This is a genomic window from Actinomadura fibrosa, assembly GCF_900659615.1.
Classification (GTDB): domain Bacteria; phylum Actinomycetota; class Actinomycetes; order Streptosporangiales; family Streptosporangiaceae; genus Spirillospora; species Spirillospora fibrosa.
The window spans coordinates 26,988-49,685 of the sequence record NZ_CAACUY010000045.1 but is presented as its reverse complement, the minus strand read 5'-3'; the positions used below and the strand labels follow the sequence as shown (position 1 = coordinate 49,685).

Sequence of the window (22,698 nt, the reverse complement as noted above, 5' to 3'; positions counted from 1 at the left end):
TCGGCGGGGGTCACCGCGCGGCCCGTCCGTTCGTCATCCGGCTCCGCCTCTCGTCGCGCCCGCATGCATGATCGAAAGGGACGATACGCCGCCCGCCCCGGTCGCGCCCGCCCCGGTCCCGCCCACCGCACGGGTGGGGGCCCGGCGAGTTTCCAAGGCCGCGACCGGACGGCTACGGTGACCGGGATGGCTGACGCGCTCGACTCCGGTGCGCGGACCCGCCCCCGGCGGTCCGACGCGCGGCGCAGCATCGGCGCGATCCTCGACGCGGCCCGCGTCGTCCTCGGCGAGCGGCTCGACGCCAGCATGGAGGAGATCGCCGGCAGGGCGAACGTCACCCGGCAGACCGTCTACGCGCACTTCCCGTCGCGGGACGCGCTCGTCGCCGCCCTCATCGAGGCCGCGGCCGCCGAGTACGGCGCGCTGCTCGACGCCGCCGAGCTGGAGACCGCCCCGCCCGCCGACGCGCTGGCCCGGTTCCTCGACGCGGGCTGGCGGTTCCTCGACCGCTACCCGCTGCTGCTCAACCCGACCCTGACGGGGATCCCGCGGCCGAAGGTGAACGACCCCCACGACGTCGTGCCGCCGCGGCTGGCGCGGCTCGTCCGGCGGGGCCAGGAAGCGGGCGACTTCGACGCGTCGCTCTCCGCCTCCTGGCTCGCCGCCGCCGTCATCGGCCTCCAGCACGCCGCCGCCGCGGAGCTCGCCGCCGGGCGCCTCACCGCCCGGGAGGCGGCGGCCCTGTGCCTGGAGAGCGCCCTGCGCCTGTGCGGCAGCGGCGGCCCGTCCTAGCCCTCGGGGTAGAAGAGGAACAGGGTGCAGCCCTGTTCCGTCTGCGGGACGTGGCTGGAGCCCGCCGGGGCGTGGATGAAGGAGCCCGCGGGATAGTCGCGGTCGCCGTCGTTGAAGACACCGGAGACCACGAAGACCTCCTCCGGGCCGGGATCGTGGACGTCGACGCCCTCCCAGGAGGTGCCGGGGTCCATCTCCAGCACGAACGCCTTCGCGCCGTTGTCCCCCGACCACAGCGAATGCGAGCGGATACCGGGGAAGAGCTCGCGGACCGGGGCGTCCCGGACGTTGGACCACACATAGCCGTGCATGCTGCTTTCTGTCGTCATGGCACCCCAGCCTGTCCGCGTGCGGCACCGTGCAGCGAGTGTCAGAAAAGACATCCTGCGGTACTTTGCTGCCATGCATCGCGTCGTGGCGCTCGTCCGTCCCGCGCAGTCGACCTTCGAGCTCGGCTGCGCGGCCGAGGTGTTCGGGACGCGGCGGCCCGGGCTGCCGCCGCGCTACACGTTCGGCGTGTGCGCCGAACGCCCGGGCCCGATCACCACGCGCGCCGGGTACGCGATGCTGGTGACCGAGGGGCTCGCGGCGCTCGAACGCGCGGACACCGTGGTCGTCCCGGGCTGGCTGCCCGTCCAGGAACCGCCGTCGCCCGCGCTCGTCCAGGCGCTCCGCCGCGCGCACGAGCGCGGGGCGCGGGTCGTCGCCATCTGCACTGGCGCCTTCGCGCTCGCGCACGCGGGCCTGCTGGACGGGCGGCGCGCGACCACGCACTGGCAGCGGGCGGACGAGCTGGCCGCGCGGTTCCCGGACGTCGACGTGGACGCGGACGTGCTGTACGTCGACGACGGCGACGTGGCCACCAGCGCCGGCGCCGGCGCCGGGATCGACCTGTGCCTGCACCTGGTGCGCGCCGACCAGGGCGCCGGGTACGCCGCGCACGTCGCGCGGAGCATGGTGATGCCCCCGCACCGCGAGGGCGGGCAGTTGCAGTACTCGGCGCCGCCGCGCGCCGGGCAGATCGACGGTTCGCTGGCGCCGCTGCTGGAGTGGGCGGCCGCGCGGCTCGGCGAGCCCCTGTCGGTCGAGGACCTCGCCGCGCGCGCGGGCGTCTCGGCGCGCACGCTCGCCCGCCGGTTCACCGACCAGCTCGGGGTCGGCCCGGGGCAGTGGCTGCTCGCGCAGCGGATCGCCGCGGCCCAGGAGCTGCTGGAGTCGTCCGACCTCCCCCTGGACGCCGTCGCGCAACGCGTCGGCCTGTCCTCGGCGACCAACCTGCGCAGGCGGTTCCTCCGCGCGCTGGGCACGACCCCGGGCGCCTACCGCCGGACGTTCCGGGCCGAGCCGCAGGCTCCCCCTCGCGGTGGACGCGGGATCGGCATCCCGGACGACGTGCCGGTACGCGGCCTGCCCTAGCGTGTGTACCGGCAGCAGGATCCAGCCGGGGGGCTCTCGCGTGACCGACGACGTTCAAGACCGTGCCCGGTGACACCGGCGTGACCCCTCAGGACGAGGTGGCCGTCATCCCCCTGGACGGCCGGGCACCCGCCGGGGCCGGGGCGTCCTTCCACGCCTTCATGGCGGCGGTCGCGCGCGGGCTGCCCTTCGGGCTGTCGCGCGTCGTCGCCCCGAGCTTCCTGGGCTTCGCGCTCATCAACGGGTTCACGTTCGCGGTGGACCTCGGCCTGCTGACGGCGCTGCACGGCGGCCTCGGCTGGCCCCTGCCCGTCGCCATCACGCTCGCCTACCTGCTGGCGTTCGGGCTGAGCTTCCTGCTGAACCGCAGCCTCAACTTCCGCTCGCACGGGCCGATCGGGCAGCAGGCCGCGGTCTACGCGGCGGTCATCGCGGTCAACTACGCCGCGTTCATCCTCGGCGTCGGCTGGGGCCTGGCCTGGCTGGGGCTGGAGTACCACCTGGCCCGCCTCACCGCCGGCCTCTGCGAGGCCCTCTACATGTACAGCGCGATGCGCTGGCTGGTCTTCCGGGACACGTCCCGGCCCTGAACCGGCGGACGCCGAACAGTTAGCCCTTGCGCTAACCATTTCGGACCGCAATACTTAGCCGCATGGCACAGTATTCGGCGCAGCTGGACGGCGTCTTCGTCGCCCTGGCCGACCCGACCCGGCGCGCGGTCGTCCGGCGCCTCGGCCACGGCCCCACGAGCGTCGGCGACCTCGCCCGCGACTTCCCGATGACCCTCCCCTCGTTCATGAAGCACGTGCGGACGCTGGAGGCCAACGACCTGATCCGCACGGTCAAGTCCGGCCGCGTGCGGACCTGCGTGCTCAACCGCGAGCGGCTCGCCCTCGTCGACGACTGGCTCGCCGAGCAGCGCCGGATCTGGGAGGGCCGCACCGACCGCCTCGAACGCCTCGTCACCGACCCGGAGGAGAAGCAGTGAACCCCGACCTCGACCTCGGCCTGGAGCGGATCATCCGCGCTCCGCGCACGGCCGTGTGGAACGCCTGGGCCGACCCGTCCCGGCTGGAGCGATGGTGGGTCCCGGCCCCGTCCCGCTGCCGGGTGGACCGCCTGGACCTGCGTCCCGGCGGGGCGTTCGTCACGCAACTGAGCGACGGCGGCGGCGCCGCGTTCGGCCCCCACCTGGACGCCTGCTTCCTCGCCGTCGACGAGCTGGAGCGGATCGTGTTCACCAACGCCGTGGACGGCGCCTGGCGTCCCGCCGACCCGGCGCCGGTCGCGATGACCGCCGAGATCACCTTCGCCGACCATCCGGACGGCACGGACTACCGGCTGGTCGTCCGGCACGGCGACCCGGAGTCCCGCGCCCGCCACGACAAGCTCGGCTTCGCCGACGGCTGGGGCACGGTCACCGGCCAGCTCGCCGCCCTCATCGAGCGGGAGGCGGCGCGATGAGGATCAGCCTCACCGAGTTCGTCACGCTCGACGGGGTCAGCCAGGGACCCGGCTCACCGGACGAGGACACCAGCGACGGGTTCGCGGCCGGCGGCTGGCTCGTCCCCCACATCGACCGGGCGTTCGTCGAGCGCGCCTCCGGCTGGCTCGACCTCGCCGACGGCCTGCTGCTCGGCCGGCGCACCTATGAGGCGTTCGCGCGCGACTGGCCGCGGGTCACCGACCCGGCCGACCCCTTCGCCGAGCGGATGAACGCGCTGCCGAAGTACGTCGTGACGAACACGCTCACCGAGGGCGCGTGGCAACCCGCGACCGTGCTCAAGGGCGACCCGGTCCAGACGGTGGCCGATCTGAAGGCGCGTCCGGGACGGGAACTCCAGATCCACGGCAGTGCCCGCCTCGGTGACACGCTGCTCGCGGCGGGCATGGTCGACGTCCTCCGCCTCGTGGTGGCGCCCACGGTCCTGCGGACGGGCCGCCGGCTCCTGGCCGGGCCGGGCGCCACGTCCGGCCTCCGCCTCGTCCACCACGAGGCGACGGACAACGGCCTGCTGCTTCTCGAATACGAGACGACGGGCGAGGCGCCGCGAGCCGGGTACGAGGGCCTCGCCGCCTTCGCCTGACCCCCCTCAGCGGGGGGACGGTGCGGGGGCGCGGTTCAGGGCCGGGGCCAGCCAGCGGGTGAGGAGGGCGCGGAGGTGCGCCTCGTCGTGGGCCGGGTCGCTCGGGTGCTGGAGGAGGGAGGTCAGCAGGCGCATGATCATCTCGGCGAGGCCGGTGAGGTCGTCGTCGCCGACGCCGGCGGCGTCCCAGTCGACGGGGAAGCGGCGGAGCATGCGGGCGCCGTAGGCGATGGTGTCCGCGGTGGTGGCCCCGCGGCCGAACGCGCTGGAGTCGCCGAGTTGCAGCAGGAGGCTGAGGCGCGGCTCGGTCGGGATCGTCCGGAGGCAGAAGACCATGCCCTCGACGACGGCCTCGGCCGGGTCGGCCGTGCCCTGGAGGTGGGCGACGAGCCGGTCGACGAACGCCTCCGCGCCCTGGGCGGCCACCTCGGCGACGATGTCGTTGATCCGGTCGAAGTGGCGGTAGACGGTCTGCCGGGTGACGCCGAGCTCGTTCGCGACGTCGGACAGGGTCGTCTTCGTGACGCCGTGCCGGTCGATGCAGCGGGCGGTCGCGTCGACGATGCGCTGGCGGGCCTCGGCGTCCGACGCGGGCGGCCGCCCTCCCCAGCCGTGGTGCCCCATGGCCCTAGGATCGCACAGGCTCCGGGGCGGTTCGGGGCGCGCTCGCGCGGAGCGCGGCCAGCAGGATCGCGGTCGCGGCGGCGGCGCACAGCGACGCGTACCAGAGGCTTCCGACGGGGGTGCCCTGCTCGGTGACGCCCCCGGTCGCCGACAGGTAGGCGGGCAGGGCGACCAGCCACAGGACGATGTGGACGCCGAGGTACAGCGCCGGGTACGTCCGCACGAACCCCGGCGACGCGACCGGGGGCACCGCGCCCGCGCGGTGTGCGAGCCAGGCGTCCGCGAGGAGGTAGAGGCCCGCGATCCACACCGCGGCGAGCTCGATACCGAGGACGGCCCGCTGGACGCCGAGCTGGTCCTCGCCGCGGAAGGCGCCGCTGGGCGCGCTCGCGATGATCATCGCCAGCGGTGTCGCGGCGCCCGCGAGGACGGTGCGCCAGGCGAGGCCACCGCCGGTGAGGGATCGGCGGCGGTCGTCCGTCCCGGCCAGGCGGACGACGAGGTAGGTCATCGCGCCGAAGGAGACGGAGGCGAACAGGAGCATGCTGTTCATCGGCACCGAGGCCAGCGCGGGCTGGTTGATCATCCTGTTGTCCGGGTTCCACGCCCACCACTTCAGCTGGGGGCCGAGGTGGTCGAAGATCTCGTAGAAGACCTGGCAGGCGAAGGCGACCGCCACCGCGCCGGCCAGCGGCCCGCGCCGGGCGAAGACGCCGAGGGCCCGGACGAGCTCGTACGCGAGCTGCGAGATCGCCGGGTAGAACGCCACGATGTAGAGCGGCAGCCGGTCGTACATGAACTGCACGGTGAACACGTTGTGCGAGAAGATGAACCCGACCTGGTCCTCCAGCCCGAACCAGCCCGGGAAGTAGAGCGGCGGCTCGATGACGGCGAGGTAGACGACCGAGGCGAACCACAGCGACAGGTTGACGGGGTCGCCGTCGCGCCGCCAGCGCCGCCACGCGTGGACGAGCGCGAACACCGCGCCGCCGACGACGAGCAGTTCGAGGACCGGCATGGTGCCGTTCTCCAGCCCGAACGGGTTGCGGAAGCTCACCAGCGGGTCGGCGTCGCGGCAGGAGAAACCGAGGCTCCGGGCGACGCGCTCGGCGGTCGCGTCACAGGCGTGGTCCATGGTCCGCTCTCCGGTCAGGCTTGGACGAGGTCGTCGCGGCCGGTGCCGGCGGGGGGCGCGCCCGCCCGTCCGGTATAGCCGGTGTAGTCGGTGCCGGGCGGGTCGCGGCGCTCGTCGAACCCGCCGGGGACGACGGTGCGGCCGAGCCGCTGCCGCACCTTGTAGCAGACGATGCCGAACCAGAACCGCGGGTCGGCGGCCATCTCGCGGAGCGACGTGTCGAGGTTGAACACCTCGGCGAATGTCCGCTCGACGTAGGCGTCCTCGCGGCTCGCGGCGTTGATCGCGTTGAAGACCGGCCAGCTCAGCCGGGCGGCCAGCCTGCGGCGCCAGGCGGGGGCGACCTCGGTGCCGGTGGCGAAGTCGTAGGCCTGGTCGCGGGCCATCGCGAGCATCCAGGGCACGTCGAGGGACGTCTTCTGCCGGTCGAGGAACGCGCGGACGAACGCGGGCCCGGTGCCGCCGTGGGCGCGGAAGGTCTCGCCGAGGATGAGCGCGGAGCGGGCGGCCGAGCTCATCCCCTGCGCGTAGAACGGGTTGAAGGCGCAGATCGAGTCGCCGACGCAGACGAGCCCGGCCGGGGGCGCGTCCAGCAGGTCGTAGCGGCGCCACTTGTTGCCGGTCGAGCGGGTCACGTGCACCTCGGACGTCGGCGTGCAGGCGCGGGTGGCGCGGCCGAAGGCGGTGGCCCGCACGCGGTCCGCCGCGGCCTCGAACGCGGCGGCGTCGCGGGGCATCCGCAGGCCCCAGGACCCCATGCAGACGATGGCGCGGTCGCCTTCGATGGGGAAGAAGTTGCTGAGGAACTCGTGCTCCTCGGGGTGGTCGCCGGTGTCCTGGGTCGGCGTGACGACGAGGTGCTTCCACCACCACGACGCGGGACGGTCGCCGGCCGGGGGCAGGTCGTACCAGCGGGAGGTGTAGGTGACCTTGGCGTCGAGGGTCCTCTCCGGCGGCGCGGCCCAGCCCGCCGCGCCGAGCCAGTCGGCGACCGAGGAGCCGCGTCCGAGGGCGTCCACGACGAGGTCGGCGGCCAGGTGGCCGTCGCCGTCGGCGGTGCGGTACTCGACCCCCTCGACGCGCCCGCGCGCGGTGCCGCCTCCGGTGCAGCGGAGGCCGGTGACGGTCACGCCCTCGCGGATGTCGACGGCGGGCAGCGCGCGGGCCCGCTCGCGCAGGACCCGCTCGATCAGCACCCGGGAGCTGTAGACCATCGTCATCGAGCCCTGCTTGCGCGGAGCCCAGCCGTCGTTCTCGCAGTACGCCGCGTCCATGGACGGCATCAGGTGCATCCCGCCCGCGGCGATCAGCGCCTCCTCGAACCCGGGATAGATCTTCCCGATCGCGCGCCGGCCGGAGTTGAGGAGGAAGTGCGGGTGCTTGCTCTGCGGGACGCCCCGGCGGTGCTGGGCGTCGGGCGGCAGCCGATCCCGCTCCAGGACGACCACCTCGTCGAAGTGCTCCGCGAGCACTCCCGCGGCGCACAGCCCCGCCACGCTGCCGCCGAGCACCACGGCCGTCCGTCCCCGCATGCCGCCTCCATTCATACAGATTGTGAGTGAATGTATGATCCAGCGCCCGCCGGGTCAACAGCCCCCGGCGCGGGACGGTCTCCGCGCCGTGGCGCGCCCCCGGCGCCGGGAGGGCGTGCCGTCCGGGAGGATGCAGGGAGGACAGGGGCGGGACGATCAGGAAGAGGGCGTCATGGACGAGTTCGATGTCGTGGTGGTGGGGGCCGGGCCGACGGGCGAGAACCTGGCGGAGCGGGCGCACGCCGGCGGGCTGAGCGTGGCGGTCGTGGAGGCCGAGCTGGTCGGCGGGGAGTGCTCGTACTGGGCGTGCATGCCGAGCAAGGCGCTGCTGCGCCCGGCCGCCGCGCTGGCGGACGCGCGGCGCGTCGCGGGCTCCCGCGAGGCGGTCACCGGGCCGCTGGACGCGGCGGAGGTCCTGAAGCGCCGGGACGGCTTCACCTCGAACTGGAAGGACGACGGCCAGGTCAAGTGGCTTGAAGGCGCCGGGCTCGTCCTGGTGCGCGGCCGCGGGCGGCTGGACGGGCCGAAGCGCGTCGCCGTGGAGACCCCGGACGGCGGGCAGCGCGTCCTGACCGCCCGCCACGCCGTCGCCGTGTGCACGGGCACCCGCGCGGCGCTGCCCGACCTGCCCGGGCTGGCCGAGGTCCGTCCCTGGACCAGCCGCGAGGCGACGGCGTCCAAGCAGGTCCCGCCGCGGCTCGCCGTCGTCGGCGGCGGCGTCGTGGCGTGCGAGATGGCCACGGCCTGGCGCGCGCTGGGCAGCGAGGTCGTCCTGCTCGTGCGCGGGTCGCGGCTGCTGCCGCGGATGGAGCCGTTCGCCGGGGAGCTGGTGGCCGGCGGGCTCCGGGAGTCGGGCGTGGACGTGCGGTTCGGCGTGTCCGTGACCGAGGCGCGCCGCGACGGCGAGGTGACGCTGACGCTGGACGGCGGCGGGACCGTGACCGCCGACGAGGTCCTGTTCGCCACCGGCCGGGTCCCGGCGACCGAGGACCTGGGCGTGGAGACGGTCGGCCTGGAGCCGGGCCGGCCGATCGAGGTCGACTCCACCGGGCGCGCGACCGGCGTCGCGGACGGGTGGCTGTACGCGGCCGGGGACGTCAACGGCCGCGCGCTGCTGACCCACCAGGGCAAGTACCAGGGGCGGATCTTCGGTACGGCGATCGCCGACCGCGCCGCCGGGCGGGAGCTCGACACCGCCGACTGGGGACGCAGCGTCGCCACGGCGGACGAGCGGGGCGTCCCGCAGGTCGTCTTCACCGATCCCGAGGCGGCGTCCGTCGGCCTCACCCTGGCGGAGGCGGAGCGCGCCGGGCACCGGGTGCGGGCGGTCGACTACGCGATCGGCGACGTGGCGGGCGCCGCGCTCTACGCCGACGGCTACCAGGGCCAGGCCCGCGCCGTGGTGGACCTCGACCGCGAGACGCTCCTCGGCGTCACCTTCGTCGGGCCGGGCGTGGCCGAACTGCTCCACTCCGCCACGATCGCGGTCACCGCCGAGGTCCCCCTCTCCCGCCTGTGGCACGCCGTCCCGTCGTATCCCACGCTCAGCGAGGTGTGGCTCCGCCTGCTGGAGACCTACCGCGGCTGACCCGCCGGGCCGCCCGGCCGGGGGGCGCGGCCGGAGCGGTCGTCAGGCGGTGCGGGGGCGGGGGTCGAAGTCGACCGTGATGTGCGGGGACAGCGCCTTGAGGAAGTCCGCCGCGTCGAAGGCCTCGCCCGCCGACACGACCCCGACGGCCCGGGTCCGGCCGGTGAGGACGCGGTCGACGGCCTCCACGGCGAGCGGCGCGGTGACGGCGTAGATGTCCCGGCCGCGCGCGGTGGCCCACCGCTCGGCCGTGCCCCGCCGCACGACGACGTCCACGAGGAACGACTGCGCGGACCGGCCGCTGTCGTCGGCCGGGACGGGCGCCGACGTGTCCGGGGAGGCGATGTCCCGGGCCGCCTCGACGGTCATGTACGTGCACACCTCGGGCACGCGCACGTGGCTGGGGACCGTCACGATGTCGGCCATGGAGAACTCCCCGATGACGTCGCGGGCGCCCACCGGCTCGGGGAAGAACCACGTGCGGACCGGCTGCTCGTCGTCGCGGTACTCCAGCCGGCCGCCCGCGTAGCGGACGCGCCGGCCGTCCCGCCGCCGGTGGGAGACCTTGCCCGCGGCGCGCGTCCCGGGCGTGGGGTGCCAGCTGTCCAGGCCGTACGCCACCTCGACCCGGTCGGCCTCGGTCCAGTCGCCCATCGCGGCGGTGGCGAGCAGGTCGCCGAGCCCGCCGTAGAAGGCCATCGCGGGGACGACCACGGCGCCCGCGGCGCGGGCCCGGCCGGCGAACAGCGCGAACGTGTCGGCGTTCGCCTCGATCTCGGCGGCGACGTCCACGTAGGGGATCCCGGCGCGCAGCGCCGCCTCGATCACGGGGGCGGCCGTGTCGGCGAACGGCCCCGCGCAGTTGATCACCGCGTCGGCGCCGGCGAGCGCGCGGTCCAGCGCCGCGGGGTCGTCGACCGGCGCCGGCCGGGCGTCGAGGTCCGGGTACGACGCCGCCAGAGCGGCGACCTTCTCCGGGTCGCGGCCGACCAGGACGGGCACGAACCCGCGCTCCAGCAGTTCCGCGACGACGAAGCGGCCGGTGTGCCCGTACGCCCCGTAGACCGCCACCACAGATCCCGTCGCCATCAGTTCTCCCTTGTCAGCTGCGCTCACACGGACATCGTGGCGGTCGCCCGCACCCCCGCGCGAGCGTCCGGAACGACATGATGCGTACACTTTCGGACGTGAGCGACGTCGCGGTGGCCATCGCCGACGGGATCCTCCACTTCGAGATGGCCCTGGCATTCGAGCTGTTCAGCACCCTTCCCCCGGTTCCGGTCGAGCACTGGTACGAGCTCGTCGTCTGCGGGGCCGGCCCCGTGCGGGCCGACGGGCGCTTCCTGCTCGAACCCGACGCCGGACTCGACCGGCTCGCGCGGGCGTCCACGGTGATCGTCCCGGGCTGGGCCGAGCCCGACACGGACCCGCCCGCCGACCTCGTGGACGCCGTCCGCGCGGCCCACGAGGCGGGCGCGAGGGTCGCGTCCCTCTGCACGGGCGCCTTCGTGCTGGCCGCCGCCGGGCTGCTGGACGGGCGGCGCGCCACCACCCACTGGCTGCACAGCGAGGCGCTGGCCGCCCGCTACCCCCGCGTCGAGGTCGATCCGGACGTCCTCTACGTCGACGAGGGCGACGTGCTCACCTCCGCGGGCAAGGCCGCCGCGATGGACCTGTGCCTGCACCTCGTCCGCCGCGACCACGGCTCGGTGATCGCCAACGCGGTCGCCCGGAAGCTGGTCGTCCCGCCGCACCGGCCCGGCGGGCAGGCGCAGTTCGTCGCCGCGCCCGTCCCCGAGCCGCGGGCGCATCCGCTGAGCGACCTGCTCGCGTGGGCCGTCCAGCGGCTGGACGAGCCGCTGACGGTGGACGACCTGGCCCGCCGGGCGAACATGAGCTCGCGCCACCTCGGCCGCCACTTCCGGTCCGTGGCGGGGACGACGCCGTTGCAGTGGCTGCTGACCCAGCGGATCCGCCGGGCCCAGGAGCTCCTGGAGACGACGGACGACAGCGTGGACGCGATCGCCGAGGCCACCGGCATGGGCACCGCGGCGACGCTGCGGCGCCACTTCAACCGCACCGTCGGCGTGCCCCCCGACGCCTACCGCCGCACGTTCCGCAGCCGGCGCGACGACGCCGCCCGCGCGCCCGTCTGATAGACACGGCCGAGGCCGGGCTCAGGCGGGCGGGTCGGTCGGGCTCGGCGCGTGCCGTCCCTGGCGAGAGCCCTGGTAGGCGAGGACGCGGACCGTCTGCAACGGTCCGGTGGGACGCAGGTCGGGCAGCCGGTTCACTTCGGGATCGAAGGCGCCGACACGCTCGGCGGTGTGCGTGTGCACCCGGAGGATCCCGTGGGCGTCCCAGAGGCCGGTCAGCGGTGCGACGGCGAAGACGAATTCGAGCGGCTCCCGCGCCACGAGGTCGTCCAGCTCGTCGAGTGAGGCGGGGCCGGGACGCTCCGGGTGCGGGAACAGGCCGAGCATCCTGGTCCGGTCACCGAGCCGGTACGGCATGAGGGTGCTGTAGGGGCCGGTGGTGAAGCTCCGGCACGGCAGCGGCAGGTGCCGCAGGCCCGGCACCGTCCGGGAGGAGGCGAACAGTAGATCGACCGCGCCCTCCCCGGCCGGTATCCGCACCGCGATGCCGAAGACGTCCGGCAGGCCGCCCGGTATGCCGGTCGCCTTCGACAGGCGGACGTGCACGGGCAGCTCGCTTCCCTCGCCGAGCAGGTCCGCGCCGACCGGCCGCGTGATCCGGAGCGTGCCGTCGTAGCTGCGGCCGATCGGGTGGAAGGCCCGTGCGTGACGCAGCCGGGCGGCGAGCCGGAACGGCAGCCGCACGAGGTCCGACGGGTCGGAGTCCTTCTCCGGTCGGCCGTGCTGGGAGTCGCCGGGGCCGGGGGCACCCGTGCGGGTGCCGGGTTCCTGCCCGGCCGTCCGTGGGGCCTGCGCGGTCATGTGTCTCCTCAGGTCCGGAAGTGCCTTGCGGACGTTCAGCCGTCGGCGGAGCCGGGCTCGGTGAGCTTGCCCTGCGCCTTCGCCTTGAGGGGGTCCGGGACGACGCGGGCTCCGGCGACCTGCGCCTTGTTCTTGAACGAACCCGCGACGACGTGGTCCTTGCCCGCCATGAGGGCCTCGAAGCCCTCGCGGGCCACCTGGGCGGGGTCGTCCTTGTCCATCTGGCCGAGCTTGGTGTCCTGGAGCCCGGCCCGGTCGAAGAAGTCGGTCTCCGTCGGGCCCGGCAGCAGCGCGGTCACGGTGACGCCCGTGTCGCCCAGCTCCTGGCGCAGCGCCTGGGCGAACGAGTACAGGAACGCCTTGGACGCCGCGTACGTCGCCTGGTAGGGGCCGGGCCCGCTCGCGGCGATCGACGAGGTGAACAGCACCCGGCCGGAACCCGCCTCGATCATGTCGGGCAGGACGAGCCTCGCCAAGTGGACGGCGGACGCCACGTTCAGGTTGATCAGGTTCAGCTCCGCGTCGAGGTCGTTGTCGCGGGCGAAGTCGCCGGCGACACCGACGCCCGCGTTGATCGCCACCGCGGCCGGGGCGCGCCCGGCGGCCCGCACCGCCGCGTACAGCTCCTCGACGCCGGCGCGGGACGCGAGGTCGACGCGCACGGGCGTCGTCGTGGCGCCGTAGCCGATCGCGCGGGCCGCCTCCGCGATCCCCGCGTCCTCCGCGGCCATGACCACGTCGAAGCCGTTGCGGGCGAACTCCGCGGCCAGCTCGCGTCCGATGCCGCTGGACGCGCCGGTCACGACGGCCAGCGGCCGGGTCTGCTCGGTCATCCCTCATCGCCTCGCTTCCGGTCGGCTCGGTCTCGGTCGGTTCGGTCTCGGTCGGTTCGGTCGGTGCGCGGCCGGGCGTCGAAACCCAGCCGGAACGGGCTCAGCGTGCGCGGCAGCGGCCGGTCCGCGGACGGGCGCAGGCCGGCGTCCTGCCGCAGGTCGTAGGCGCGCAGCAGCGCCGCGGTGAAATGGCTCGCCGACAGCAGCGACAGGTTCCGTCCCGGGCACTCCCCCGGGCCGCCGCTGAACGGCACGACCGCCCACTCGCGCTCCGCCGTGCCGTCCAGCCAGATGCCGGGCGCGAAGGAGTCGGCGTAGGGCAGGGTCTCGTCGTCGCGTTGCAGGAACGGCGTGTGGACGAGGAACCCGGTCCCGGCGGGCAGGGTCTCGCCCGCCCACTCCGTCGGCCGGGTGGCGTCGCGCAGGATCGTCATGGTCGTGGGCCACAGGCGCACCGACTCCTGCACGCACGCGCGCAGGAACGGCAGGCCGGCGTCGCCCGACCCGGCCTCGCGGCGGGCGCGCTCGGCGTGCTCGGGATGGGACGCGAGCAGCGCCAGCGTCCGGAACGCCGCCAGCGCGGTGGACTCGTAGGCGAACAGCCACTGCGGCACCTGGTTCTCGGGGTCCGTGGCGTCCGTCTTCGGCGCGGCGGCCATCAGCCCGGCCAGGCTGCCCGGGTCCGGGTCGGCGAGATACCGGCGCAGCCGCCGGAAGAACCCGGCCCGCACCGCCGCGCGCCGCGGGTGGGCGAACGCCCAGTTCGCGTTCATCCGCAGCGTGGTGAGCAGGTCGGTGAGCTCCGAGTCGTCGCGGGCGGCGTCGCCGAGGACGACCCGCCGGACCATCCGCCACCACGCCATCCGGAAGTCCGCCCAGTCCAGGCGGCCGGCGAGCGCGACGGCGCCGACCAGCCCGTCCGCCTCCTCCCGGATCTTCGGGAGCAGCGCGGCGGCGTGCCGGTGCACCGGGTCCGGCGTGTCGAGGACGTCCTCGTTGAACCGGCGCCGGTCGGCGCGCTCCGCGCCGTGCGACGCCAGCACGCCGTGTGGCTGGAAGTGGGCCAGCGCGGCGCGCTTCTCCTTCGAGTCGAGCGCGAACGGCTCGGGCGAGCCCGTCAGCACCCGCGCCACGTCGCGCGGCGAGAGGATCACGGCGAACGAGCGCCCCGGGACGGCGAGCCGCAGCGGCCCCGGCCCGTACCGCGCCCGCAGCCGCTGGAGCAGCCGTCCCGCCGCGCGGTCGGCCTGCACCGCCTCGGCGAGCGCCACGGCGCGCGGGCGCCGCGCCAGCACGCCCCGCGCGAGGGCCGGCGCGAGGACCGCCCCGGCGATCCGGAGCGTGTCCGCGATCGTGGCCGTGGCCGGTGGCGCCGCGGCGGCCCGCGTGGTCGTCTCGACGGTCGTCATCTAGAGCCCCTTCCGCATCAGCGGAGTGCTAACCGCTCAAGAGCGATGCAAACAGGACATGCCGGACGTCAGTGGGGCCGGTGGTTCGGGTCGGCCGCGCGTGGGTAGGCCGAACCGGGGTCGATCCATCCGAGTCCGGAGGTCCGCTGTGCTCATCCTCACCGGTGCGGCCGCCGCCGTGATCCGCAACATGTCGGCCGAGTCGGGGCTGCCGCGCGCCGGCGGCCTCCGCATCGCGCCCGGCGACGCCGACGCCTCGCTGCTGACCATGGCCGTCGCGGAGAGCCCGGCGTCCACCGACGAAGTGGTGGAGGAGCAGGGAGCCCGCGTCTTCATCGCGTCGACCACCACCACGGCCCTCGCGGGAAAGGTGCTCGACGCACGGATCGGCGACCAGGGCCACGTCGTCTTCGTCATCAACGCCCCCTCGCGCTGAACCGAGCGGGTCGAGCCCGCCTCCGGCGCGGTTTCGGGTCACCCGTCCGTGGTGTAGGGCTCGGCGAGGAGGTTCAGGACGGTCCGGTCCGTTCCGGCGGCCGGATCGAGCGTCCCGAGGATCTCGCGCCCGGCCGCCAGCCCGCGGAGGGCGCGGCCGGGTCCGTGACGTGCGATGGCGAAGCCGTCCTCGGGATGGACGGCGGTGTTCCAGAGCGGGCGCCCCTCGCCGTCGATGACCAGGCCTTGGCCGTCCTGGCGGTCCACTTCCCGCCAGGCGAAGTCCAGGCCGGCCTCCTCGGCCGCCTCGCGGGCCAGGCGTTCCTCGTCGCGCCACCGCTCCAGCAGCAGGTCACTGAGCGGGCCGGGCGGGACCTCGCCTCCGGCGAAGGCCGGTTCCCAGGACGGACGGTATCCCGGCATCCCCGCGTACTCGTACGCCAGCAGCCGAAGGAACGCAGGGCGTCCCGTGCAGAGGGCCCGGAGCTCCCGGTTGATCCGGAGGCGGGCGGCCGAGTGCCGGGCGCGGGAGCGCAGGTACCGGTCGAGCGCGGGAGGCGACGGCGGGCACTCGTCCAGGTCCATGCGCCCGCCGTACCTGGCGTCCGCGGCCAGCTCGCGGTCGAGGAACGCCGCGATGACGGTCATCGGACGCCCCCGTCCCGCTCCCGGCCCACCGGTGCCTCCGCCCAGATCTTCACCGGGTCATCCCAGCAACGCCGCCGCCGGCCCGTCAAACGGACGACGCGCCGCGGCGGGCGGCGCGCACGAGCAGCAGCCCCGAGGCCAGCACCGCCGCGGCCGTCGCGCCGTGGACCCCGAACGCGGTCGCCTTCGACCCGTGGTGCCCGAGGATCGTCAGCATGTCGCCCGCGGCGATCGTCGAGAACGCGAGCATCACCCAGCCGAGCGCCTCGCGCTTGCCCGCCGCCAGCAGCGCGAACACGGCGAGGCCGGTGCCGAGGTCGCGCACGCCCTTGACGTTCAGCCAGGCGGCCGCGTCGCCGGACGGCCAGGCCGGGAGCCCGAAGCCCGGCGCGGTGCCCAAGGGATCGATGATGTAGCTGAGCCCGACGTAGGTGATGCCGGCGCCGGTGAGCGCCGCGATGGCGGTCCCGGTGCGGAACGTGCGGACGTCCTGGCGGAGCCGCTTCATCCGGTTGGCGTGGTGGCGGCGCCCGTAGAGGCGCCAGATCGCGCGGGCCGGGGCGGGCAGGGCGGACAGGAACTCGGCGCGCTCCTGCGGGGTCGCGTCCTCCAGCACGATGCCGAGGAACGTCAGGACCTTGCTCTTCGGGGTGTTCTCGGCGAAGTGGTCGCCCTGGGTGTTCCACTCGGCCTCGGTGAGGTGGCGCTCGGCGAGCGGCAGCAGGTTCGTCTCCTCGTCGTCCAGGTGCTCGACCAGCGCGGCGCGGTGCTCGGCGAGCGCGGCGACCAGCGCGTCCCGGTCGCCGGCGTCCGCCGTCCGCGCCCACGTCCCGGCCAGCTCGCGCAGCCGCCCGATGGTCGCGGCGACCTTCTCGTGCTGGGCCTCCATGCGCAGCACGACGTCGGCGTCCAGGTCCACCCGCGACAGCAGGAGCGGCCAGATCAGCTCGTCCTCGCCGTGGTGGTGGTTGTGCAGGCCGAGCAGGTAGTCGGACAGGTGCGCGGTGAGCGCCCCGGCGCGGGCGCGGTCGCCGGGACGGGTGGCGGCGACCAGCTCGCCCAGCAGGCGGGACTCGCGGCGGAGGCCGCGGTGGATGACGATCATGGATCGGGTGAACGTGAGGGCCGCGGGGATCGTGTCGTTGCTCATGACCGCAAGGCTGTCCGGGACGTCTTGGAACCGGCTTGGAGCGCCACTTGGAGCGCGGCTTGGAAAGACGTGGAGCGAGCGGGCGGGGACGTGGAGCGCGGCCGGGACCGGTGGCTACGATCGTCCGGGATGGTGCGGATTCGGGTGCTCGGCGGCTTCGAGGCCGAGGTGGCGGGAACGGGGGTGGCGCTGGGCGGGCCGCGGCAGCGGGCCGTGCTGGCGCTGCTGGTCGCCGCGCGCGGCCGCACCGTGCCCGTGGACCGCATGATCGAGGACCTGTGGCGCGGCGAGCCGCCCGCGCAGGCCGTGACCTCCCTCCAGTCCTATGTCTCGAACCTGCGCAGGTCCCTCGAACCCGAGCGCCCGCCGCGCGCCCCGTCCCGGGTGATCGTCTCCGCCCCGCCCGGCTACGCGCTGCGCCTCCCCGAGGAGGCCGTGGACGCCTGGCGCTTCGCCGCCCTCGCCCAGGACCCCGACCGGCCCGCGGAGGCCCTCGCCCTCTGGCGCGGCCCCGCGTTCGCGGAGTTCGCCGACGAGGACTGGGCGCGGGCCGAGATCGTCCGGCTGGACGGGCTGCGCCTGGCCGCCCGCGAGCGGCACGCCGCGTCCCTGCTGCGCTCGGGCTCCACCGCGGCCGCCATCTCCGAGGCCGAGCTCCTCACCCGGGACGAGCCGCTCGCCGAGGGCGGCTGGCGCGTGCTGGCGCTGGCCCTCTGGAGCGCGGGCCGCCAGGCCGACGCCCTCGCCGCCCTCCGGCAGGCCCGCGCGACCCTCGCCGACGAGCTCGGCCTCGACCCGAGCCCCGCGCTGGCCGAGGTGGAGACGGCGATCCTCCAGCAGCGCCCCGGCGGTTTCGACCTACCCGCCCCGCCTCCCCTGCCGACGCCCACACCAGAAGCCGCGTCATCGCCCTCGACGGAGGCCGCGTCGGCGTCGGCCGATCGCGAGCCCTTTCTCGGACGCGACGGCGAGCTGGCCGCGCTGACCGGGCTGGCGGACGAGGGCGGCCTCCGGGTGGCGCTGGTCACGGGCGAGGCCGGGCTCGGCAAGACCGCGCTCCTGACCCGCCTGGCCGGCGACCTGGAACGGCGCGGCTGGCTCGTCGCGACCGGCCGGTGCCCGGAGAGCGAGTCCGCGCCTCCGGCATGGGCGTGGACGGAGGCCCTCACCACCCTCGCCCGGCACGTCCCGGCCCCGGACGAGGCCGCGCCGCTGCTGCGCGACGCGTCCGCCGAACCCCGCGGTGCCGAAGCCGAGCCGCTCGACACCGCCGCCGGCCGGTTCCGCCTGCACCGGGCCGTCTGGGACTGGCTGGACGGCGCGGCCCGGCGGCGTCCCCTCGCGGTGATGCTCGACGACCTGCACTGGGCCGACGCCGAGACCCTCGCGCTGCTGGCGGCCGTCCCGGGAGACGCCGTCGGGGACGCTCCGCTGCTCCTCGTCGCCGCGTTCCGCGCGGGCGAGACCGGCACGCGCCTCACCGAGGCCCTGGCGGTCCTGGCGCGCCGTTCCCCGCTGCGCCTGGCGCTGCCCGGCCTGCCGGAGCCGGCGGTCGCCCGGCTGATCACCGCCGAGTGCGGTCCGGGTGTGGACGCCGCGACGGTCGCCGCGCTCGCCGAACGGACCGGCGGCAACCCCTTCTACGTCCGCGAGAGCGCGAAGCTGCTGAGCAGCGAGGGCGCGCTCGTGGCGACGTCGGAGGTGCCCGAAGGGGTCCGGGACGTGCTGCGCCGCCGGCTCGCCCGCCTGCCCGAGCCCGCCGTCGCGGTGCTGCGGCTGGCCGCCCTCGCCGACCGCGAGGCCGACCTGGACACGCTCGTCCTGGCGGCCGACACCGACGAGGACGGGGTCCTGGACGCCCTCGACGCCGGGCTCGTCGCGGGACTGCTCACCGAGCGGGCGCCGGGCCGGGTCCGGTTCGCGCACGCGCTCGTCCGGGACACGATGGTCGCCGACCTCAGCGCGGTCCGCCGCACGCGCATGCACGCCCGGCTGGGGGCGGCCCTCGAACGCCTGGCGCCCGAGGACGCGCCGGCGCTCGCCTACCACTTCCACCGGGCCGCGTCCCCGCGGACCGCCGCCAAGGCCGTCGAGTACGCGGTCCGGGCCGCCGAGCTGGCGGAACGGCGCTACGCGCACGAGACGGCCGTCGAACTGCTCACCCAGGCGCTGGAGTCGTCCGAGCGCGTGCCGGGCCGCGCCGACGCGGACGCCGACCGCATCGGCCTGCTGGGCCGCCTGCTCCGCGCGCAGGCGCGGGCCGGGGCGATCCAGGACGCCCGCGCCACCCGGCAGCGCGCCATCGACCTGGCCGAGGACACCGGACGCGACGACCTGCTGCTGGCCGCGTTCACCGCGTGGACGGAGCCCACGCCGTGGCAGCTCCGCCCCTACGGAGCCGTCGACCGCCGGCTCGTCGGGCTCCTGGAGCGCCTCCTGCGCCGCGAGGACCTCGCCCCGGACGTGCGGTGCCGCCTCCTCGACGCCTACGCCGCCGAGCTGGCGGGCAGCGGCGACGCGCGCGGCCGGGCCGCCGCCGAGGAGGCCGTCCGCCTCGCCCGGGGCCTGGACGACCCGAGATTGCGCGTGCTGACCCTCATCACGCTCGCCCGCGAGCAGGACCACCGGGAGCTCGACCGCCAGGCGGAGCACGCCGGCGAGCTGCGCGCCCTGGGCACCGGGCACGACATCCCCGCCGCCCTGTGGGCCGGCACGATCAACCTCGCCGTGATCGCGGTGCACGAGGGCCGTCCCGACCGGGTCCGCGCCCTGGTCGCCGAGGCGACCGGCGTGGCGCACCGCTACCGGATGCCCGAGGCGACCGCCGTCTGCGAGATCGCCCAGGCCGCCCTCGCCCACTGCGAAGGACGCCTGGAGGACGCCGAACGCCACTACGCCGCGGCGACCCGGGCGATGGCCGAGCAGGGCTCGCTGCACGCCGCCGGGTTCGGCCTGCTCACCCGCGCGACGCTGGCGGTGTCGCGCGGCACCCTGGCCGCGTTCGCCGCCGAGGCCGGGACCGTCCCGTCCGAGTTGGCGCTGCTGCTCACCGACGTGTTCGCCGCCGCGCACGCCGCCGCGGGCCGGCTCGGCGAAGCGCGCCGCCTGTACGAGTCCGGCGGGCCGGCGCAGCCCGACTACTTCTTCACGACGTTCACCACGTTCCGCGCCATGACCGTGATCGCGCTGGAGGACGCCGCGGAGGCGGCGAAGCTGTACGAGGCGCTGCTCCCCCACCGGGACGGGCCGCCCGCCGGCCTGGAGAGCCTGTCGGTCGCCCTGCCGCCGCCCGCCCGCACGCTCGCGGAGCTGGCCCGTCTCGCCGGCGAGGACCCGGCCCCGCACCTGCGGCGCGCCGCCGAGATCGCCGCCCTGTGGAACGCGCCGCACTGGGCGCCTTAGGGCCAATGCCGTGCGCGACGCCCAGGCACGCCCTGGAGGCCGCCCGTCTCGCGCGCCGCGCCGGGCGTCTTAGCCGCCCTTCGCCTGCGTCCGGAGGCATTCCTTGAGCGCCTTCTGCGCCTTGGCGGGGTCGTAGCCGGGCGGCGGCGTCCACTTCTGGCCCGTGGCGGGGACCTCGACGCCGTGCCGGCGCAGGCAGTCGGTCAGGGTCCGCATCGCGCTGGGCGGTGCGCCGCTGGGCGCGGTGCTCGGCGCGGCGGAGCCGGTCGCGGGAGCCGGGGTGGTGGGCGGCGCCGAGGCGGACGCGGACGGGGGCGCCGCCGTCTGCGGGGCGGCACCGTCCACGTCGTCGCTTCCCCCGCAGGCGCTCAGCGACAGCGCGAGCAGCAGGGGCAGCACCGCGAGACGGCCTGGGCCGAAGGCGAACTTCACCGGAGAACCTCTCGGACGAAGGGGCGGGCCGTCCCCGGAACCGGTCCGGGGACGGCCGCGTGGACAGGAACGGGGACCGTCAGGTCACCGGGTTGTCGACCAGGTAGACGGCCGGCGACGGCTTGCCGCAGGTCGCCTGGGTGGCCGCGCCGCCGTTGAAGGCGAGCTGCGCACTGGCGGAGCCCAGGACCACCCGGACGTTCTGCGACCCGGACGACGGCGTGAACGGTCCCGCGGTCAGCGTCCCGCTCGCGGGCAGCGGCACGACGAGCCGCTGGTCCCGCACGAGGGTCGTCGCGGGGATCGGGACGCCCTGGCCCGGGATGACGTTGAGGGTCTGCGGCGTGCCGCCCTCGACCTCCAGGTTCAGCTCGGACACCTTGCCGGAGACCGTCTTCACGCCCTGGTCGAGGAGGCCGTTCACCGTCTCCTTCGGGACGGTCAGCGCCCCGGACGCGTTCGTGAACGAGAACGAGCCCGACTTGCTCACCGTCAGCGGGATGCCGTCGGCCCCCACCGCGATCCCGACGTCGTGCGGCTGCCCGTTCCAGGTGCACTGGTAGGGCGCGTTGATGATGCCCGCCAGCTCACCGGACTTCGGCTCGGGGAAGTTGAGCGGCGCGCCGTGGATCTTCGCGGGCGGCTGCCCGGCCCGTCCGCCGACGGCGATCGTCAGCAGCGCGTTGCCGCCCCGCGGCTTGCAGTCCGCGGTGATCGGCAGCGAGAACCCGGCCGACGACCTCAGGTCGACCTGCGCGACCGCGCTGTTGAACCCGAGCGTGACCTTGCCGCTCTGCGGCGCGGTGTACGGGCCGACATCGAACAGGCTCGCGCCCGGCGCGGGCAGCCCGACCTTCAGCGGCTTGCCCGCCTCGACGGGGATGCCGGTGAGCTTGATCGGGTCCTTGGCGATGTTGACCGCGGACGGCGTCGAGTTCGTCGCGCCGATGGACATGTCGCTGATCGTCGCGTCCGCCTTGTCGATGCCGAGGATCGGCGCGAGCGAGGTCAGCCAGTCGGGGAAGGTGATGCTGCCCGAGCCCTGCGTCAGCCAGAACTCCTGGCCGGGCCCGAGCTGCACCGGCGCGACGCCCTGGATGTCGACGTCCAGCGGCAGCCACAGCACCGGCAGCACGCCGGCGAAGTTGATCGTGCAGGCGATCGGCAGCTTGAACCGGCCGGTGTCGACACCGACGTCCGGCAGGTCCTGCGGGGGGATCGCATTCGCCGGAGGCGTTCCCAGCACGGACACCAGCAGGGCCAGGGCGCCGACCACGGCGAGCAGCGCGGTGCGGACCGGGCCGCGGCGCACGGGACGCCCGCGGGAGCGGCCGGGTCGTGGAGTGGGTCGCATGGAGTTCCTCATTCCGTCGGAAGCCGAATGCGTCCCACAGTGTGTGTCACACAGTGCGCGGCCGAGTAGCGAGCGCGGTGCGGTTTTCCGGGCGGGGAATCCTGCGCGCGTTCACAAGAACGCTCAGTCGCTCCGCACCTCCAGCGCCGCGCGGAGCCGCTCCAGCACCTCGACGTGCCAGTCGTCCAGGACCCCGATCGCCTCCCGGGCGGACCGCATGTCGCCCGCCTCCCACGCGCCGATGACCTGGTCCCACCACCACACGTGCAGGCTCGGGGACTCGAACACGACCGCCAGCACCTCGGGCACCTCGCCCAGCATCGGCCCGAGCGAGTTCACCACCCCCAGGAACACGCCCCCGCCGACCGCCATCGACCCCGCGCGCAGGACGTCCAGCACGCCCTGGTGGACGTCCGCCGGGCTCGCGTCCTCGTCCCGCGCCAGCAGGTCGAGCCGCCGCCACGCCCGCCGCGCCGGCGCCGGATCGTAGGCGCCCGGGTCCGCCTCCACCTTGTCGGCGACCGACTCGTAGAACATCCGCAGCGTCTCAAGGATGTCCCGGAGGATCCGCACCGCGAGATCCGGCAGCCTCCGCGAGAACCGGAACAGATACCGCCACGTCTCCACCCCGCCGTACGCCTCGACATCGCGGACCACGGCACCGACCCCGTGATGGATCTCCACGAACCCCACCGCGCGCAACTGCCCCAGGACGAGCTGCACCGTGGACGGGTTGATCCCGTACTCCTCGGCGAGCCGCCGGATCGACGGCAGCCGCTCCCCGGGCCGCAGCCGTCCCGACGCGATCGCGAACGCGATCCGCTCGGCGACCTCCTCGACCACCGTCCCGCGGGTCATGGCGCGCCCACCCCGTTCCCGAACCGTCGGCGCCCCTGCGGGCCCC

23 protein-coding genes are annotated in these 22,698 nt (G+C 75.2%); 10 read left to right on the top strand and 13 right to left on the bottom strand.

Going from position 1 to position 22,698, the window contains the following annotated elements; genetic code table 11:
- The first annotated feature begins 186 nt into the window (after positions 1-186).
- Positions 187-792, top strand: a complete 606-nt coding sequence (locus E1300_RS17975; protein ID WP_165502892.1) for a TetR/AcrR family transcriptional regulator — start codon at positions 187-189, stop codon at positions 790-792.
- Here E1300_RS17975 and E1300_RS17970 read toward each other — a convergent pair.
- Complete coding sequence (locus E1300_RS17970) at positions 789-1,121, bottom strand: cupin domain-containing protein (RefSeq protein ID WP_242619216.1); 333 nt, start codon at positions 1,119-1,121, stop codon at positions 789-791. The two genes, E1300_RS17975 and E1300_RS17970, sit on opposite strands and share 4 nt — an antisense overlap.
- 73 nt (positions 1,122-1,194) lie before the next feature.
- Here E1300_RS17970 and E1300_RS17965 point away from each other — a divergent pair, with 73 nt between their 5' ends.
- From E1300_RS17965 to E1300_RS17945, 5 genes are all read left to right on the top strand, one after another.
- Entirely contained in the window at positions 1,195-2,208 is a 1,014-nt protein-coding gene (locus E1300_RS17965; RefSeq protein WP_131758168.1) for a GlxA family transcriptional regulator, read from the top strand.
- Positions 2,209-2,270: 62 nt separating this feature from the next.
- Positions 2,271-2,798 (top strand): GtrA family protein, encoded by a 528-nt coding sequence (locus E1300_RS17960; protein WP_207399813.1) that lies wholly within the window; start codon positions 2,271-2,273, stop codon positions 2,796-2,798.
- Between the two features lie 62 nt (positions 2,799-2,860).
- Complete coding sequence (locus tag E1300_RS17955; protein WP_131758167.1) at positions 2,861-3,196, top strand: ArsR/SmtB family transcription factor; 336 nt, start codon at positions 2,861-2,863, stop codon at positions 3,194-3,196.
- Positions 3,193-3,672, top strand: a complete 480-nt coding sequence (locus tag E1300_RS17950; RefSeq protein WP_131758166.1) for an SRPBCC domain-containing protein — start codon at positions 3,193-3,195, stop codon at positions 3,670-3,672. The genes E1300_RS17955 and E1300_RS17950 overlap by 4 nt, the downstream gene beginning before the upstream one ends.
- Positions 3,669-4,295, top strand: a complete 627-nt coding sequence (locus E1300_RS17945) for a dihydrofolate reductase family protein (protein ID WP_131758165.1) — start codon at positions 3,669-3,671, stop codon at positions 4,293-4,295. Before E1300_RS17950 ends, E1300_RS17945 begins: the two co-directional genes overlap by 4 nt.
- 6 nt (positions 4,296-4,301) lie before the next feature.
- On the opposite strand, the gene E1300_RS17940 is transcribed toward E1300_RS17945, so the two are convergent.
- The 3 genes from E1300_RS17940 to E1300_RS17930 are packed head-to-tail and all read right to left on the bottom strand — an operon-like array spanning position 4,302 to position 7,586.
- On the bottom strand, positions 4,302-4,919 hold the full coding sequence (locus E1300_RS17940; protein ID WP_131758164.1) for a TetR/AcrR family transcriptional regulator: 618 nt from the start codon (positions 4,917-4,919) through the stop codon (positions 4,302-4,304).
- 4 nt (positions 4,920-4,923) lie between these two features.
- On the bottom strand, positions 4,924-6,054 hold the full coding sequence (locus E1300_RS17935) for a hypothetical protein (protein WP_131758163.1): 1,131 nt from the start codon (positions 6,052-6,054) through the stop codon (positions 4,924-4,926).
- 14 nt (positions 6,055-6,068) lie between these two features.
- Positions 6,069-7,586 carry an FAD-dependent oxidoreductase gene (locus E1300_RS17930; RefSeq protein WP_165502891.1) on the bottom strand — a complete coding sequence of 506 codons (1,518 nt, stop codon included), beginning with the start codon at positions 7,584-7,586 and terminating at the stop codon, positions 6,069-6,071.
- Positions 7,587-7,758: 172 nt separating this feature from the next.
- Between E1300_RS17930 and E1300_RS17925 the strand changes: the two genes are divergently transcribed.
- Positions 7,759-9,174, top strand: coding sequence for a dihydrolipoyl dehydrogenase family protein (locus E1300_RS17925; RefSeq protein WP_131758162.1), 1,416 nt, complete (start codon positions 7,759-7,761; stop codon positions 9,172-9,174).
- Between the two features lie 42 nt (positions 9,175-9,216).
- Here the strand turns inward: E1300_RS17925 and E1300_RS17920 are convergent, their stop codons facing one another.
- Positions 9,217-10,263 carry a saccharopine dehydrogenase NADP-binding domain-containing protein gene (locus E1300_RS17920; protein ID WP_131758161.1) on the bottom strand — a complete coding sequence of 349 codons (1,047 nt, stop codon included), beginning with the start codon at positions 10,261-10,263 and terminating at the stop codon, positions 9,217-9,219.
- 98 nt (positions 10,264-10,361) lie between these two features.
- Between E1300_RS17920 and E1300_RS17915 the strand changes: the two genes are divergently transcribed.
- Positions 10,362-11,330: a helix-turn-helix domain-containing protein gene (locus E1300_RS17915; protein ID WP_131758160.1), complete on the top strand. Its 969-nt coding sequence runs from the start codon at positions 10,362-10,364 to the stop codon at positions 11,328-11,330.
- A 21-nt stretch (positions 11,331-11,351) separates the two neighbouring features.
- Here the strand turns inward: E1300_RS17915 and E1300_RS17910 are convergent, their stop codons facing one another.
- From E1300_RS17910 to E1300_RS17900, 3 genes are read right to left on the bottom strand one after another with little or no spacing between them, the layout of a single operon-like run.
- Positions 11,352-12,131: a phosphodiesterase gene (locus E1300_RS17910; RefSeq protein ID WP_131758159.1), complete on the bottom strand. Its 780-nt coding sequence runs from the start codon at positions 12,129-12,131 to the stop codon at positions 11,352-11,354.
- 35 nt (positions 12,132-12,166) lie between these two features.
- On the bottom strand, positions 12,167-12,964 hold the full coding sequence (locus tag E1300_RS17905; RefSeq protein ID WP_131758158.1) for an SDR family NAD(P)-dependent oxidoreductase: 798 nt from the start codon (positions 12,962-12,964) through the stop codon (positions 12,167-12,169).
- Positions 12,961-14,373 carry a cytochrome P450 gene (locus tag E1300_RS17900; RefSeq protein ID WP_131758157.1) on the bottom strand — a complete coding sequence of 471 codons (1,413 nt, stop codon included), beginning with the start codon at positions 14,371-14,373 and terminating at the stop codon, positions 12,961-12,963. The genes E1300_RS17905 and E1300_RS17900 overlap by 4 nt, the downstream gene beginning before the upstream one ends.
- 148 nt (positions 14,374-14,521) lie before the next feature.
- Between E1300_RS17900 and E1300_RS17895 the strand changes: the two genes are divergently transcribed.
- On the top strand, positions 14,522-14,809 hold the full coding sequence (locus E1300_RS17895; RefSeq protein WP_131758156.1) for a Fe-S cluster assembly protein HesB: 288 nt from the start codon (positions 14,522-14,524) through the stop codon (positions 14,807-14,809).
- Between the two features lie 38 nt (positions 14,810-14,847).
- Here E1300_RS17895 and E1300_RS17890 read toward each other — a convergent pair whose 3' ends face one another.
- A complete protein-coding gene (locus E1300_RS17890; protein WP_131758155.1) occupies positions 14,848-15,456 on the bottom strand; it encodes a hypothetical protein in 609 nt (202 codons plus the stop codon).
- An 85-nt stretch (positions 15,457-15,541) separates the two neighbouring features.
- Positions 15,542-16,606, bottom strand: a complete 1,065-nt coding sequence (locus E1300_RS17885; RefSeq protein WP_242619215.1) for a DUF4267 domain-containing protein — start codon at positions 16,604-16,606, stop codon at positions 15,542-15,544.
- A gap of 129 nt (positions 16,607-16,735) precedes the next feature.
- On the opposite strand from E1300_RS17885, the gene E1300_RS17880 reads away from it, so the two are divergent.
- Positions 16,736-20,008, top strand: coding sequence for an ATP-binding protein (locus E1300_RS17880; protein WP_207399810.1), 3,273 nt, complete (start codon positions 16,736-16,738; stop codon positions 20,006-20,008).
- A 69-nt stretch (positions 20,009-20,077) separates the two neighbouring features.
- Here E1300_RS17880 and E1300_RS50110 read toward each other — a convergent pair whose 3' ends face one another.
- From E1300_RS50110 to E1300_RS17870, 3 genes are all read right to left on the bottom strand, one after another.
- On the bottom strand, positions 20,078-20,440 hold the full coding sequence (locus E1300_RS50110; RefSeq protein WP_165502890.1) for a hypothetical protein: 363 nt from the start codon (positions 20,438-20,440) through the stop codon (positions 20,078-20,080).
- Positions 20,441-20,519: 79 nt separating this feature from the next.
- Positions 20,520-21,794 carry a hypothetical protein gene (locus tag E1300_RS17875; protein ID WP_131758154.1) on the bottom strand — a complete coding sequence of 425 codons (1,275 nt, stop codon included), beginning with the start codon at positions 21,792-21,794 and terminating at the stop codon, positions 20,520-20,522.
- Positions 21,795-21,917: 123 nt separating this feature from the next.
- Positions 21,918-22,652, bottom strand: coding sequence for a GntR family transcriptional regulator (locus E1300_RS17870; RefSeq protein WP_131758153.1), 735 nt, complete (start codon positions 22,650-22,652; stop codon positions 21,918-21,920).
- Between the last annotated feature and the right edge of the window lie 46 nt (positions 22,653-22,698).